This is a genomic window from Pseudomonas sp. I2 (genome assembly GCF_040984075.1).
GTDB classification, from domain to species: Bacteria; Pseudomonadota; Gammaproteobacteria; order Pseudomonadales; family Pseudomonadaceae; genus Aquipseudomonas; species Aquipseudomonas guariconensis_B.
Genome location: NZ_JBCGFQ010000007.1, coordinates 13,394 through 28,041 on the forward strand (window position 1 = coordinate 13,394; position 14,648 = coordinate 28,041).

The following is a 14,648-nucleotide window of genomic DNA, read 5'->3' on the forward strand; positions in this document are numbered from 1 at the left end:
ATCGATCGTCGATGTATTTTCATGCCGGAGGCGTTTGTCGGCTGGGATACCAGACATCCGGCGTATGGCCAGTGTGCAGGGGAGGGTTAAATCCTGTATATGGAATTGTCTGGATTTTATTATTCCAAAATCAGGAATTATCATGGTCCCCCAAACCCCATGACAGGCTTTAATGGAGCAGCAGAGAACCCGAGCGCGCGGGCTTGCCCTTTCGATCTCTGTTCTCCAAAGGGCCAGGTAATCGCTCATGAACAACGAACTGGAACTTCTGCGCATCTTCCGTACCGCCGCCGAGCATGGCAGCTTCCGTGAGGCGGCCGTGCGCCTGGGGTCTTCTCCCCAGGGTGTCACGCGCGCCATACAACGCCTGGAGCGGCACTTTGGCGAGTTGCTGTTTCACCGCAACACGCGCCAGGTACGGATCACGGTCTTCGGCGAGGGGCTGCTGGAGCGCGTGCGGCCGGCGCTCGACCAGTTCGATGAGCTGTGGCGCCCGCCAGGCGTGGGGCAGGAGGTTTGCGTGGCCGGCACGGTGCGGGTCAGCGCGCCGCACAGCCTGGGCAACCGTGCGGTGCTGCCGGCGCTGGAGCGCATTGCCGCGCAGCACCTGGGCATCACCCTGGACGTGCGGTTGTCCGACCGCCTGAGCGCCGTGGTCGATGAGCAGATCGATGTCGGCATCAGGGTGGGGTTCCTGCACGACAGCCGTTTCGTGGCGCGCCAGGCGAGCCATATGCGGCTTCCCATTGTCGCGGCGCCGAGCCTGATCGCGCGCCTGGGGGCGCCGCAGCGGGTGGAAGACCTGGCTGGCCTGCCGGTCACGGCGTCCCTGGACGTCAACACCGGCCGGCCATGGCCCTGGTATTTCAAGGCCGGCCGACAGTGGGCGCCCACGTCACAGGCGTTCGTCGCCGATGACGCCGACATGGAGATGGGGGCGGTGCTGGCCGGGGTGGGCTTTGCCCAACTGGCCGACTACATGGTCGCCCCCCATATCGCCAGTGGCAAGCTCGTGCAGGTCTTGCCGCACGAAGAGCCGACGGCCTGGGGGCTGTATGTCTACCGTCCCCAGCGCGGCCCTGTGCCTGCGCGGGTCAGGGTGGTCTTCGACGCGCTTCATGAGGCCGTTGGCGCGCTGCCGCGGCTGGGGTGAGGGCGTATCTGGCCCGGGCAGGGCAAAAAGCAGGTAAACCCACTACAGGCCACCTTCGGGTGGCCTTTTGGCTTTCGCGGGCAATACTTCTCTGTACAGGCGGGCGGGCTGCTGGTGGCGCGCGCCGCGGGAGGTGAGAGATGAACAAACTATCCATTGTGGGTGCCGGTATGGTGGGCGAGGCGGCGGCTCAGATCATCGCCCGGGAAGAGTTCTGTCGTGAGTTGGTGTTGATCGATGTGCAGGGCGAGTTGGCCCAGGGCAAGGCGCTGGACGTCTGGCAGGCGGCAGTCGAGTCAGGTTCCGATACCCGGGTTCACGGTGGGGCCAATGCCCAATTGCTGCAGGATTCCGACCTGGTGGTGATCACGGCGGGTGTGCCCCGCAAGCCAGGTCAGTCGCGCCAGGATGTGTTGAGTATCAATCTGCCCATTCTCGATGGGATCATGCGCGACATTAATCGTCATGCCCCGGCGGCGACGGTGTTGGTGGTGTCGAACCCAGTCGATGTGCTGACCTATCGGGCATGGTCCCTCAGTGCGCTGGGACGTGACCGGGTGTTCGGGCAGGCGGGGGTGCTGGATACCGCGCGCATGAAGTGTTTCATTGCCGAGGAGACAGGGTTTTCTGCTCGGGATATCTCGGCGCTGGTGCTGGGAGGGCATGGCGATAGCATGGTGCCGCTGATGCGGTACTGCACGGTCGGCTCGGTGCCGCTGTCCCATTTCCTGTCCAGCGAGCAGATCGAGCGGATCGTGGAGCGCACACGTCAGGGTGGCGGCGAGATCCTGGGCTTGAAGAAGCTGGGGAGCGCCTGCGATGCGCCGGGCGTGGCGATTGCGCAGATGGTGGATGCCATCGCCAATGGGCGAAACCGCATTTTGCCGGCGGTCGCGATCCTCGAGGGCGAGTACGGGCGAACGGATATTGCCATGGGGGTCCCCTGCGTGCTGGCAGAGGCGGGGATTGCGCGGGTGATCGAGTTGCCTCTGGATGCGCAGGAGCAGGCGATGTTCGACCACTCTGCAGACCATGTGGTGCGTGATATTGCTGAAATGAAGGCTTTGTGAGCGGGGCATGAGCGTTCTTTGGGCGCCCTCGAGTTAAGGGGGCGCCTAAGCTCAGCGCACGCTATGTCTAAATCCGCGCCAGCGCCTGGGCCAGGTCGGCGCGCAGGTCCTCGACATCCTCGACCCCCACCGACAAACGCACCAGTGCATCCCCAATGCCAAGTTGCGCTCGGGTTGGTGCAGGGATGCTGGCGTGGGTCATGATCGCCGGGTGTTCGATCAGGCTTTCCACCCCACCCAGGCTCTCGGCCAAGGCGAAGATCTGCACGCCTTCGAGGAAGCGCCTGGCGCCGGCCAGGTCGCTGTTCAGGTCAAGGGAAATCATCCCGCCGAACCCGCGCATCTGCCGCCGTGCCAGTTCGTGCTGCGGGTGCGACGGCAAGCCCGGGTAATAGACCCGTGCAACCTGCGGCTGACGTTCAAGCCATTGCGCCAGCTCCAGCGCATTGCAGCAGTGGCGCTCCATGCGCAGTGCCAGGGTCTTCACGCCACGCAGGGTAAGAAATGCATCGAACGGCCCGGCGATGGCCCCCACCGCGTTCTGCAGGAAGCCCATTCGCTCGCCCAGTTCGGCATTCTGCCCGACCACCGCGATGCCACCGATCACGTCGGAGTGGCCGTTCAGGTACTTGGTTGTCGAGTGCAGCACGATATCGAAGCCCAGCTCCAGCGGACGCTGTACCCACGGGCTGGCAAAGGTGTTGTCGGCCACGCAGAGGATGCCGCGCTCGCGACAGGTGCGGGCGATGGCGGCAAGGTCGGTGAGGTGCAGCAACGGGTTGCTCGGCGTCTCGACCCAGACCATCCGTGTGTCTTCTTGCAGCGCCGCTTCGAATGCCGCCAGGTCGGCCAGGTCGACGAAGCTGAAGCGATGCCCGGCGCTGCGCCGGCGCACCCGTTCGAACAGCCGGTATGTACCGCCGTACAAGTCGTTGCCGGAGACGATGTGCGCACCCGCCTCGAGCAGTTCGAGCACGGTGGAGATCGCCGCCAGCCCGGAGGCGAAGGCGAAGGCCTGGGTACCGCCCTCAAGGTCCGCCACGCAACGCTCCAGCGCCCAGCGCGTAGGGTTGTGCGAGCGCCCGTAGTCGAGGCCCTTGTGCACGCCAGGGCTCTGCTGCGCATAGGTGGAGTTGGCGTAGATCGGCGGCATCAGTGCCCCGGTGGAAGGGTCCGGAGCCTGTCCGGCATGGATCACGCGGGTGGCGAAGGCGCGTGGTGCGCCGGTTTCATCGTGCTGGCTCATGGTAGCGACCTGCGCAGGTGATTGAGCATGTCGACGCGGGTGATCATGCCGTGGAAGCCCGAGGCGTCTTCGATGATCGCCACCAGACCACGGTCGAGCTCGGCCTGCAGTTCGGCCAGGCTGGCGCCGGGAGGCAAGGTTTCGAGCTTGTCGGTCATCGCGCTGGCCACGCTCATGTGGAAGTGCGAGGCGTCGTGGTGCACGCCCAGCAGAATATCGGACTCGTCGATCACGCCGACCAGGCGCTGCCCATTCTCCAGCACCGGCAGTTGCGACACATCGGCCAGGCGCATGCGCTGGAAGGCGGTGAGCAACGTGTCGTCCGGGCTCACGCTGATCACCCGGCCATCCTCGAAGCGCCGCGCGATCAGGTCGCGCAGGTCGCCGTATCGCTTGCGCGCCAGCAAGCCCTGGTCGGTCATCCACTGGTCGTTGTAGACCTTCGACAGGTAGCGGGTGCCGGTGTCGCAGACGAAGCTGACCACACGCTTGGGCTCGGTTTGCTCGCGGCAGTAGCGCAGCGCCGCTGCCAGCAAGGTGCCGGTCGAAGAGCCGCCGAGAATGCCTTCGGCGCGCAGCAGTTGGCGGGCATGATCGAAGCTTTCTTCGTCGCTGATGGAGTAGGCCTGGCGCACACTGGAAAGGTCGGCAATAGACGGAATGAAGTCCTCGCCGATGCCCTCCACCGCCCAGGAACCGGCGGTACCGAGGGTGCCGCTACGGCTGTATTCGGCGACCACCGAGCCGAGCGGGTCCGCCAGCACCATGGCCAGGTTCGGTTGCACCCGGCGAAAGAAGCGGGTCAGCCCGGTAAGCGTGCCGGCTGAGCCGACGCCGACGACGATGGCATCCAGGTCGTGTTGGGTTTGCGCCCAGATCTCCGGCGCGGTGCTGCACTCATGGGCCAATGGGTTGGCCGGGTTGTTGAACTGGTCGGCGAAGTAGGCGTCGGGAATCTCCTGCGCCAGCCGCGCAGCGACATCCTGGTAATACTCGGGATGGCCCTTGCCGACGTCGGAGCGCGTGATGTGCACCTCGGCGCCCATCGCCTTGAGGTGCAGGACCTTCTCGGTGGACATCTTGTCCGGTACCACCAACACCACCCGGTAGCCCTTGGCGCGGCCGACCAGGGCCAGGCCGAGCCCGGTGTTGCCGGCGGTGGCCTCGACGATGGTGCCGCCAGGCCGCAGGCGGCCGTCGCGCTCGGCGGTGTCGATCATCGCCAGGCCGATGCGATCCTTGATCGAACCACCGGGGTTTTGCGATTCGAGCTTGAGGAACAGTGTGCACGGGCCGGTATCGAAGCGGCTGACGCGCACCAGCGGTGTATTGCCGATCAGTTCGAGCACGGCGGGGCGGGAGTCGTTCGGCATGTCGTCACCTCACTGCGGGCATTCGCATTGGATGGACGGTAGCCTGCGGCGCGTCGTTGCGTGCCGGCCACAGGTGAAGCCTCGCTTGGAACATAGGCCCGGATGGCACCGCCCGCAACCGTTGGCAGCTGGCCGGTAGCGTTGCCCGTTCTTACAGACACTGCAGTACAGTGAGTGGCGTGCCCCGGCTAGTGCACAGGGAAATCAGGGAATCCGGATCCCCAGCGCATTCAGCGTTGCCGTATCCATTCGACCATTCACCGTCAGCGCGCTGTCCATCTGAAACGCCATCAGCGCTCCTCGGGTCGCTTTGCCCATCACCCCGTGGCAGCGGAACCACTCTTCTCATCCAGGAATACAGCCTCACCGACGTGCTCGAAGCCACGCCAGGTATCACTGTGTTGCGCAGTCGAGAACGATACAAAGCATGGCGATGTACGACCGCGTCTAGTGCTAGAGCCTATTTCGTTCCTTAATAGTTATGTTATAACATCTTTTTAAAGTGCATTGTCGAGCATACAGCAGCTACCCGTTAGCCCAGTCGCGCCTGTCGGCAAGCACCAGACGCATCACATTTCACCTCACATCAGGTGCGCCATCCCGGTGCGCAGGCTGATTACTGGAAGGATCACCATGGCCGTATCGAAGATGCGCAGCTTAGCGCTGCGCCGTCCTCTATCGTTGCTTGCATTCGGGCTTTTCCCGCTAACCGGCCTGGCCGAGGTGCTCGAGCTGGGGTCGACGGTAGTGAGTGCCACCAATACCGAGCGAACGCTGAAGGACGCCCCTGCCAGCGTGTCCGTCATCACCTCCGAGGAGCTGAGCAAGCGGCCCGTGCGGAATCTGGAGGATGCCCTGCGTGGCAGCGAAAGCCTGCAGTTCAATGGCGTTGGCATGAGTCGCCGGGGGATCAGTATCCGAGGCATGTCTAGCGAGCACTCGCTGATGCTCATCGATGGCAAGCGCATCAGCACTTCTTCCGGTGCCATCGCCCACTCCGATTTCGACCTGGGCTGGGTGCCGGTGGAGGCCATCGAGCGTATCGAGGTCGTCCGAGGCCCGATGTCATCGCTCTATGGGTCCGAGGCGCTCGGCGGTGTGGTGAATGTCATTACACGCAAGGCCACCGATATCTGGATGGGCAGCGGGATATTGGACGGCGGTATCCGTGAAGATGGCCTTGGTGGGCAAACTCATCAACTGGCTGCATACGCTGGAGGCCCTCTGATTCCCGGCGTGCTCGGGCTGACGCTGAACGGTGAGACCCAGCGTCAACAGGAAACCCCCGACTTCGATAATCCCAAGCTGTCGGAGTTGGAAGGGCGCAATGCCAACAGTGGCGGTGCAACCCTGACCTGGACACCCGATGAGTCGCAGCGCATCGACCTGGGTCATGAGAGGGGGCGCGAGCGCCGCTGGCGAAACACCGAAACCGGTGGTTCACGGTCGAGCGACTACGAATCCACCGATGTCATCGAGCGCGAACAGTGGTCGTTGGCACATGCTGGCGATTGGCAATGGGGGCACACCCAGGTTCGAGCCTACCGAAACCGATTGGACCGGAAGAACTCCCGTAGCGATGCTGTGGCTCCTACCCGCCCGCAACGTCTGACTGACAGCGTGGTGGATGGAAACCTGAGCGTGCCTCTGTTCGACATGCAGCGTGTGACCATCGGTGGCGAGTGGCGAAAGGAGGAGCTGGAAGACAGCTCTGTGAGCCACAGCGGTGAGGACCAGGCGATTCACAGAGCGCTGTTCGTCCAGGACGAAATCACCTTCAATCCCGCTTGGTCGCTGACACTGGGCAACCGCTTCGACATTCACGAGGAATACGGCTGGGAAAATAGCCCGCGCGCCTATCTGATTCACCACTTCAGCGATAAGTTGACGTTGCGTGCCGGTATCGGCAAGGGGTTCAAGGCACCCAGCCTGAAACAGTTGTCCCCCGAGTACTCCGCCGTCGGTGGCGGTGGTCGCTTCACGATCGTTGGCAACCCCGATCTTCACCCGGAAACCAATACCGCCTATGAGTTCGGCGCTGATTATCAGGCTGACGGCTGGTCGTTGAAGGGCATGCTGTTCGAGAACGATGTGAAGGATCTGATTCAGACGGTCTGTGTCGAGAACTGCGGCATGCGTGGTCGTGAGCTGCGCAACTACGAGAATGTCGAGAAGGCGCGTATTCGTGGCATCGAGCTGGGAGGGGGTGTCGATCTCATGGCAGACCTGCACTGGGCGCTCAACTACACCTACCTGGATGCTCGAAATCGGACTGCTGGACAGCGCCTGGGCGATCGCTCGCGGCACCTCGCTAACAGTGTGTTGAAGTGGAGCCCGACGTCTGCTTTCGAGGCCCAGTTGCGTACTGAATACGTGGGAAGCCAACTGACCTATAGCAGCAACGTGGCGTACTCCTTGCCAGCCTACACTTTGTGGCACCTGGAGCTGAGCCAGAAGCTGAGCCGCAACCTGACGCTGCGCGGTGGCATCGAAAACATCGGCGACGAACGCTTGGCCGACCAAAGCGAGCGCTTCACATACGCCGAGCCGGGCCGTACTTACCACATTGGTTTGGTGGCCAGCTTCTGATGCGTAGCTTGATACTCCTGCTCTGCTGCTTGAGCTGTAGCCTTGCCTCAGGGGCCACTGAGTCGTCGGCGCAGGTGCGGATGCTCAGCAGCGACTTCGTCCTCGCCGGTAAGCATGCAAGACTTGCAACGTGGGCACAGCAAACCGGCGTTCGCTTTGCCAGCCTGCAAAGCCGTGCCCTGCAGGCGCCCGATGCCGACTGGCTGGCGCCAGCGGACCTGTTGATCCTCGATACGCCGCGTCCTTCCGACCTGGCTGTTGTTCAGCAGCGGCTGGGTGACGTCTTGGCGCGGCAACCGGTGCCTTGGATCCGCGTCGGAGGAGGGCCGCCGGCGTACGGTAATCTGCCTGCACCTGTCGCCATGCGCTTGATCGGCTACTACAGCCATGGCGGCGAAGCCAACCTCAAGCAGCTCTTCACGCTCGTACAGCGCAGGAAGGCGGGGCTGCCTTTCGACGACTTGGCAAGGCCTGCGGAGCTACCCAAGACGGGTTTCTACCATCCCGATGCACCATCTCCCTTCGCCCGTTTGGCCGAGTACCTTGCGTGGGGGCACGATCGTTGGGAGGCGCGAGCGCCTCGAATCGCCTTTGCCATACACCGAGGGGTGATCGCTGACGGGCAATTGCAGGCCATCGATGACCTGATCCGGCGTAGCGAACGCCATGGCCAGTTACCGGTAGTCTTCTGGTTCGATGACAATAACCCGAACGCTCTGACCGAGATCTTTGCTGGGGCCAAGATACAGGCGCTGGTGAATCTGCAACACATGCAGAACGGCCCTGCGCGCAAGGCGGAGTTCCTGGTGCTCGACATGCCCGTGCTGCAGACGTTTGGTCACCGAGGGGGCACCGAGGAGCAGTGGCTGGCCAGCCCGAGCGGGATGCAAGCGCGTACAGCGGCTGCCTTCCTCAGTGTCCCGGAAGCCTGGGGCATGAGCGACCCACTGGTGCTCACGGCGCTGGACGACGGTGATCCGGTGCTCATGGTGGATCAGGCCGAAGCCCTGCTGCGAAAACTGGACCGGCTGGTCCGCCTTCGCCAGCTTCCGGCGAAGGAAAAGCGTCTCGCGCTGATGTTCTGGAACCATCCGGAAGGTGAGCGTAATCTCGCGGCTTCCCATCTCAACGTTCCAGCCAGCCTGGCTGCGCTGAGTGCATCGCTCGAGCATGCCGGCTACGAGGTTCCAGCCACTTCGGAGAAGGTGTTGATCGATTCGGGGCAGCGACTGCTGGCAGGCTACTATCGCCCGGAGACGCTGGACCAGCTCCTGCGAGAAGGCCTGGCTGACCGCTTCCCGCTGAAAGATTACCAGGCATGGTTCAATAGCCTCCCGCAGGCCACGCGCGATGCATTGATTGCACGCTGGGGCGACCCTGCCAAGCATTGGGCGCTTCGGGAGGTGAACGGTGAGCGCCAGTTCATCATTCCCGCGATGCATCTGGGCAAGCTGCTGCTGCTTCCTCAACCTCCCAGGGCTGGAAGGCCGGGCGAGTCATACCACGACAGTAAAGTTCCGCCGGATCATCTCTATCTTGCGGTCTACCAGTATGTTCGCGAGCGCTTCCAGGCGGATGCGTTGATTCACTTCGGCACCCACGGCACCCAGGAGTGGCTACCTGGAAAAGATCGCGGGTTGTCTGTCGCTGATTACCCATTCCTGGCGGTAGGAGACATGCCAGTCTTCTATCCCTACATCCAGGACAACATCGGCGAAGCCATCCAGGCACGCCGTCGTGGCCGCGCTGTGACGATCAGTCACCAGACCCCAGCCTTCGCTCCGGCAGGCCTCTACGATGAGTTGCGTGACTTGCATCATCTGATCCACGAGTACGAGCAACTGGACGAGGGCGCGGTGCGTGAAAGAAGCGCAGAACAGATCCGGGCGGCAGTATTGAAGATGGGCATGCAGTCCGACTTCGGCTGGGATGAGGCGTCGATGCGCAAGGATTTCCCGGCCTTTCTCGCGGCGCTGCATGATCATCTGCACGAGCTCGCGCGGGGCGCCAGCCCACTTGGGCTTCACACGTTCGGCGAGCCGGCGTCCCCGGAACATCGCTTGAGCACAGTGATGCAGCAGTTGGGCGAGCCTTACTATCGGGTGTTGGGCCTGGATCCCAGTGAGGTCTTCGCTACGGATTACCAGGACCTCCAAAAATCGCTCCCCTATAGCACACTGAAGGTCTACCTCCGGGAGGGGCGCTCGATCGACGAGGTCCGTTCGCCTGAGCTGGGAGCGCTGCTGGCCAGGGGGCGTGAACTGGATCGTCATCTGAGCGATACCCATGAGATGGCGGCTCTTCTGGCAGGGCTCGAGGGGCGCTTTGTCGCGCCCGGTTCCGGAGGGGACCCGATCCGCAATCCAGATGTGCCTAGCGGTCGCAATCTCTATGCGTTCGAAGCAGACAAGTTGCCGACAAAGGCGGCCTATGAGGCTGGCGGGGAGGCACTGGCGCAACTGATCGAGCAGTACCGGCTCGATCATCGAGGGCAAACGCCACGGAAGCTGGCGTTCAGCCTCTGGGCCTCGGAGGCGATGAGGCACCTCGGGATCGTCGAGAGTCAGGTGCTGCACGCCATGGGGCTGCGGCCGGTCTGGGATGCCGGGGGGCGCGTTGTCGCGCTGGAGGTCATTGCGCTTGGCGAGTTGGGGCGCCCCAGGATCGATGCCGTCTTGCAGGTCACCAGTGTCTATCGCGATCAGTTCGACGGGTTCATGCGCTTGCTCGCCGATGCTGCCGAGCGCTTGGCCGAACGGGATGAGCCAGGCAATGCCATCGCAGAGAACAGCCGAGCGCTGGCGGCACGGCTTCAGCAGGAACAGGGGATGCCGGCCGACCAGGCCCGGCGTTTGTCCCGTCTTCGAGTATTTGGCAACGAGCCCGGTGATCATGGGACGGGTATGTCGCAATTGGCACTGGATTCGACGAAGTGGGAAAACGACGCCGAGCTTGCCAAGCAATTTCTGCAGCGCCTGCAGTATGGATACGGGAGCCAGGAATGGGGCGTGAAGCTGAAGGCAGGCAACCTTTTCGCCGAGCAATTGAAAGGTGTCCAGGCGGCCGTCATGTCGCGCTCCTCCGAGCTCAATGGCCTGTTGTCCACGGACCACCCATTCGAGTTTCTAGGTGGCCTCTCGGCAGCCGTGAAGCACCTCGATGGCCGCAGCCCATCGCTCTATATCTCCGATCTGCGCAAGGCCACTCCCCGAACCACGGGGGCCGCCCAGTTCCTGTCCACGGAGTTGCGCGGTCGTTACCTGAACCCTCACTGGATTGGTGAGATGCAGAAGGAGGGCTACGCCGGCACGCTGGAGATGCTCGACCTGGTGAACAACCTCTGGGGATGGCAAGCCACCGACCCGAACATGGTTCGTGCCGATCAGTGGCAGGCGATACATGACACCTACGTCATGGACACGCGCAGGCTTGGTTTGAATGCCTGGTTCGAACAGCACAACCCCACTGCTCAGGCCCAACTCATCGAACGAATGGTCGAGGCGATCCGCAAGGGGTACTGGGACGCCAGCGAGCAGACCCGACGCGACCTCGTCGAGCGCCGGCTGCAGCTCGAAGCGACACAGGCTGGGCCGGTTGGCCAGGAAGCAACACGCACGTTCCTCGAACAGATGGCGGCTGGCTTTGGTTTGCAAAGTGAAGGCAATCCTTCGTCAGCAGAGCCAGCCGGCGTGGCGGCGCAGGTCGTCACTGGGCAAGTCCTCGAAGAGGTGAAGCCAGACGGCGAAGAGCAACCGCAGTGGCTGCTGTGGTCAGGCCTGGTGTGCCTGCTCGGTTTTTTCGTTGCCGGTGCTACCCGGCAACGCATGACAAATTCTCGGCTTACGGAAAACGCACTATGAATGGTCTTGAAACCAGCATCTACGAACTCACTCGGCTGTTTCTCGTGCCGGTGATGCTGCTGATCCTTGCCTCGCTGGCTTATGCATTCTTCGCGTTGGGCGCTTTTGCCCTGGAGGCTTGGCAACGCCACGCAGGCCGTTACAACTCGAGGCTGGCCAGTTGGCACTGGAAGCATGGCGGCACGAGCGACGACCTGGAACTGTGGATCATGAAGCAGTTGGAGTGGCTGCGTATCACTTCGCGCAGCGCACCGATGCTCGGCCTGGTGGCCACCATGATCCCGATGGGGCCCGCTCTTCTCGCGCTGACGCGCGGTGATTCCCAAGGTATCGGAGAGAACATGGTCGTGGCGTTTTCGTCTGTGATCGTGGCCCTGGTCAGCGCCAGTATCACGTTCTTCATCCTTACCGTGCGCCGGCGATGGCTGCTGCAGGAACTACGTAGCCTCGAACGAGCACAGGAGAAGGGCTAATGCGCTTTCTGGACCATGACGAGGCCGATGACCCGATCATTTCAATGGTGAATCTGATCGACCTGTTCCTGGTGGTGATCGGCATCTTGATGGTAGTCATCGTGCAGAACCCATTGAATCCCTTCAGTAAAGACAAGGTAGTGGTCATCGAGAATCCCGGTGAGGCTGACATGCGCATGTTGGTGAAGGACGGGCAGGAGCTGAAGCGCTACGAGTCCAGCGGCGAAATTGGGGAAGGGCAGGGGACCAAGGCGGGTGTTACCTATCGCCTGGCCGATGGAAAGATGATCTATGTGCCAGAGGCTGCCGACACTGAGTGACAAAGGTATCGGCTTTATGAAGAAACGACCCGTGCAGCTTACATGACGATTGCGCTCGCATGCAGTGGGGGCGGGCCTGGTGCCGACAGGTCTGTGCTACCCGCTGAAGAGCGCAACCTCACCCTTGATAGCGTCGTCCAGGTTCACGCTGTGGCCGGCGTTGGCCAGTATCGTTTGAGCGAGGTCTTGCGGCAGTGCGCTGATGTTGCGGCCGGTGCGAATGTCGGCTTCCAGCAGGCTGAGAAATGCGCCGATGGCTGGGTCTTCATGAGCCTTGTCCGCGCGGGTGACAACTACCTCGCCAACTCGCACGTTCACAGTGGTGTGTCCATGATGCCGAGACTCTTTCACAGGCTGTCCGGGTCCCCGAAGAACATCTGTATCCTCGACCTCAACCAACGCTCCGCCGGGTCGTTGTCCTGTGCACCGCGCCAGGCCATGTGCAGCTCGAAGCTACGCACATCCAGGGGCAGGTCCTCGGCACGCAGGCCGCCGGCGGCGGTCAGGGCGTCGGCGGTGTAGTCGGGCACCGTGGCGACGATGTCGGTCCCCGCCAGCAGGCTGCCCAGGCCGTTGAACTGGGGCACGGCCAGGACCACATGGCGCTTGCGACCGACCTCGTCGAGGGCTTCGTCGATAAAGCCCGAGAGGTCGCCGGCAAAGGACACCAGGGCATGCGGGCGGGCGCAGAAATCATCCAGGCTCAGGCTGCCGGGCATGCTGTCGGCACGCAGCAGCTTGGGCATGCTGCGGCGCAGCACCTTGCGCTTGGCGTTGGCCGGCAGCTCGCTGGTGTAGCTCACGCCCACCGAGATTTCTCCCGAGGCCAGCAGCGTGGGCATCAGCAGGTAGTTGACCCGGCGCACCACCAGCACGATACCCGGCGCCTCGGCCCGGATGCGCTTGAGCAACTGCGGCAGCAGGGCGAACTCGGCGTCGTCCGACAGGCCGATGCGGAACACCGAGGTGCTGGTGGCCGGGTCGAACTCGGCGGCGCGGCTGACCGCGGTAGAGATCGAGTCCAGCGCCGGCGAGAGCAGGGCGAAGATCTCGTGGGCCCGCGCCGAGGGCTCCATGCTGCGCCCGGTGCGCACGAACAGGGGGTCATCGAACAGGTTGCGCAGGCGCGACAGCGCGGCACTGATGGCCGGCTGGCCGAGGAACAGCTTCTCGGCGGCACGGGTCACGCTGCGCTCGTGCATGAGCGTCTCGAACACGATCAGCAGGTTCAGGTCTACGCGACGCAGGTCGTTACGGTTCATCGATGCGTTTCGCCTATTCGCCTAAAGTGGGGCAGGGGTGAATCTTAAGGCCAAAGGCTGTTACCCTGCACCGGTTTCCGGGTGCCAATGCACAGATACGCCGGGAGCCCAATCAATGACAGGCATGTCGACTATTAATGGCCACTGATGGTCTAACCGTGAAAGCCCGGATAAAGTCCGTGGTAATACGAGGTTCACACAGGCGAGGTATGCGATGTCCCGCATGATCCGATTCCACAAGTTCGGTGCGGCCGATGTGCTCCGCTGCGAAGAGCAGCCCGAGCCATCCCCCGCGGCGGGCGAGGTGCAGATCCGCGTCGAGGCGATCGGCGTCAGCTGGTACGACGTGCTCTGGCGGCAGAACCTGGCGCCGTCCCAGGCGCGCCTGCCGGCGGGGATCGGTCATGAGATGGCTGGCGTGGTCACTGCGGTGGGCGAGGGGGTCGAAGACATCGCGGTGGGCGACCGAGTCGCCAGTTTCCCGGCCACCAGTGCCAACGACCACCCGGTCTATGGCGACGTCATCGTCCTGCCGCGCACGGCCATCACCCGCTACCCCGACAACCTGACGCCGATCGAAGCCAGCGTTCACTACACACCGATGCTGATCGCCTATTTCGCCTACGTCGACCTGGCCCGGGCCAAGGCTGGCCAGACTGCCCTGGTCACCGATGCCAGCCACTGCGCGGGGCCGGCGTTCGTGCAACTGGGCAAGGCCCTGGGGCTGAAGGTGTTCGCCGCCACCAAGGCGCCGGAGCAGCGCGAGTACCTGCTGGCCCTGGGAGCCGACAAGGTGATCGTCACCGAGGAGCAGGACCTGCTGCTGCAGATCAACAAGTACACCGATGGTCGGGGCGTGGACATGGTCCTCGATGGCATGGGCGGGCCGCAGATGTCGCTGCTCGGCGATGTCCTGGCGCCGCGCGGCAGCCTGGTGCTGTACGGCCTGCAGGGCGGCAACCAGACACCCTTCCCGGCGTGCGCGGCGTTCCAGAAGAACATCCAGTTCTACGTGCACTGCATCGGCAACTTCACCGGCAAGCCGGAGCTGGGCATCAGCCAGGACCAAGTGGCCCTGCAGCGGGCCCTGCGCGATATCAACCAGTTCACCGCCGACCAACTGTTGACGCCGCAGATCGTCAAGGTCTACCCCTTCGACCAGGTGGTGGAGGCCCATCGCTACATGGACGAGTGCCCTTGTGGCGGCCGTGTCGTGCTGGACATGGGGTGAGGGTGCGTTGACGTGTTAGTCGTCTGTGGGGGCACGAAGTTGCCCCCTTTGCATGTTGGCTTTCAGATATC

10 protein-coding genes and 2 pseudogenes are annotated in these 14,648 nt (G+C 63.2%); 7 read left to right on the forward strand and 5 right to left on the reverse strand.

Annotated elements, in window-relative coordinates; all coding sequences use genetic code 11:
* Nucleotides 1-247: 247 nt before the first annotated feature.
* A complete protein-coding gene (locus tag WCE05_RS05320) occupies nt 248-1,153 on the forward strand; it encodes a LysR family transcriptional regulator (protein ID WP_368815547.1) in 906 nt (301 codons plus the stop codon).
* Nucleotides 1,154-1,293: 140 nt separating this feature from the next.
* Nucleotides 1,294-2,223, forward strand: coding sequence for a malate dehydrogenase (locus WCE05_RS05325; RefSeq protein ID WP_368815548.1), 930 nt, complete (start codon nt 1,294-1,296; stop codon nt 2,221-2,223).
* Nucleotides 2,224-2,290: 67 nt separating this feature from the next.
* Here WCE05_RS05325 and WCE05_RS05330 read toward each other — a convergent pair whose 3' ends face one another.
* From WCE05_RS05330 to WCE05_RS05340, 3 genes and pseudogenes are all read right to left on the reverse strand, one after another.
* A complete protein-coding gene (locus tag WCE05_RS05330; RefSeq protein ID WP_225789015.1) occupies nt 2,291-3,469 on the reverse strand; it encodes a cystathionine gamma-synthase in 1,179 nt (392 codons plus the stop codon).
* Nucleotides 3,466-4,842, reverse strand: coding sequence for a pyridoxal-phosphate dependent enzyme (locus tag WCE05_RS05335; RefSeq protein WP_225789016.1), 1,377 nt, complete (start codon nt 4,840-4,842; stop codon nt 3,466-3,468). The genes WCE05_RS05330 and WCE05_RS05335 overlap by 4 nt, the downstream gene beginning before the upstream one ends.
* Before the next feature lie 204 nt (nt 4,843-5,046).
* Nucleotides 5,047-5,166 (reverse strand): annotated as a pseudogene (locus WCE05_RS05340) (peptidoglycan-binding domain-containing protein); the annotation flags it as partial.
* 324 nt (nt 5,167-5,490) lie between these two features.
* Here WCE05_RS05340 and WCE05_RS05345 point away from each other — a divergent pair.
* From WCE05_RS05345 to WCE05_RS05360, 4 genes are read left to right on the forward strand one after another with little or no spacing between them, the layout of a single operon-like run.
* Entirely contained in the window at nt 5,491-7,431 is a 1,941-nt protein-coding gene (locus WCE05_RS05345; RefSeq protein ID WP_368815582.1) for a TonB-dependent receptor, read from the forward strand.
* Nucleotides 7,431-11,291 (forward strand): cobaltochelatase subunit CobN, encoded by a 3,861-nt coding sequence (gene cobN / locus WCE05_RS05350; RefSeq protein WP_368815549.1) that lies wholly within the window; start codon nt 7,431-7,433, stop codon nt 11,289-11,291. The genes WCE05_RS05345 and cobN overlap by 1 nt, the downstream gene beginning before the upstream one ends.
* Nucleotides 11,288-11,764, forward strand: coding sequence for a MotA/TolQ/ExbB proton channel family protein (locus WCE05_RS05355; protein WP_225789018.1), 477 nt, complete (start codon nt 11,288-11,290; stop codon nt 11,762-11,764). Before cobN ends, WCE05_RS05355 begins: the two co-directional genes overlap by 4 nt.
* A complete protein-coding gene (locus WCE05_RS05360; RefSeq protein ID WP_368815550.1) occupies nt 11,764-12,084 on the forward strand; it encodes a DUF2149 domain-containing protein in 321 nt (106 codons plus the stop codon). The genes WCE05_RS05355 and WCE05_RS05360 overlap by 1 nt, the downstream gene beginning before the upstream one ends.
* A 96-nt stretch (nt 12,085-12,180) precedes the next feature.
* Here WCE05_RS05360 and WCE05_RS05365 read toward each other — a convergent pair.
* Together WCE05_RS05365 and WCE05_RS05370 are read right to left on the reverse strand one after the other, a co-directional pair.
* Nucleotides 12,181-12,399 (reverse strand): annotated as a pseudogene (locus WCE05_RS05365) (AbrB family transcriptional regulator); the annotation flags it as partial.
* 32 nt (nt 12,400-12,431) lie between these two features.
* Nucleotides 12,432-13,346 carry a LysR family transcriptional regulator gene (locus tag WCE05_RS05370; protein WP_225789020.1) on the reverse strand — a complete coding sequence of 305 codons (915 nt, stop codon included), beginning with the start codon at nt 13,344-13,346 and terminating at the stop codon, nt 12,432-12,434.
* Nucleotides 13,347-13,560: 214 nt separating this feature from the next.
* Between WCE05_RS05370 and WCE05_RS05375 the strand changes: the two genes are divergently transcribed.
* Entirely contained in the window at nt 13,561-14,577 is a 1,017-nt protein-coding gene (locus tag WCE05_RS05375; RefSeq protein ID WP_225789021.1) for a zinc-dependent alcohol dehydrogenase family protein, read from the forward strand.
* The last annotated feature ends 71 nt before the right edge of the window (nt 14,578-14,648 follow it).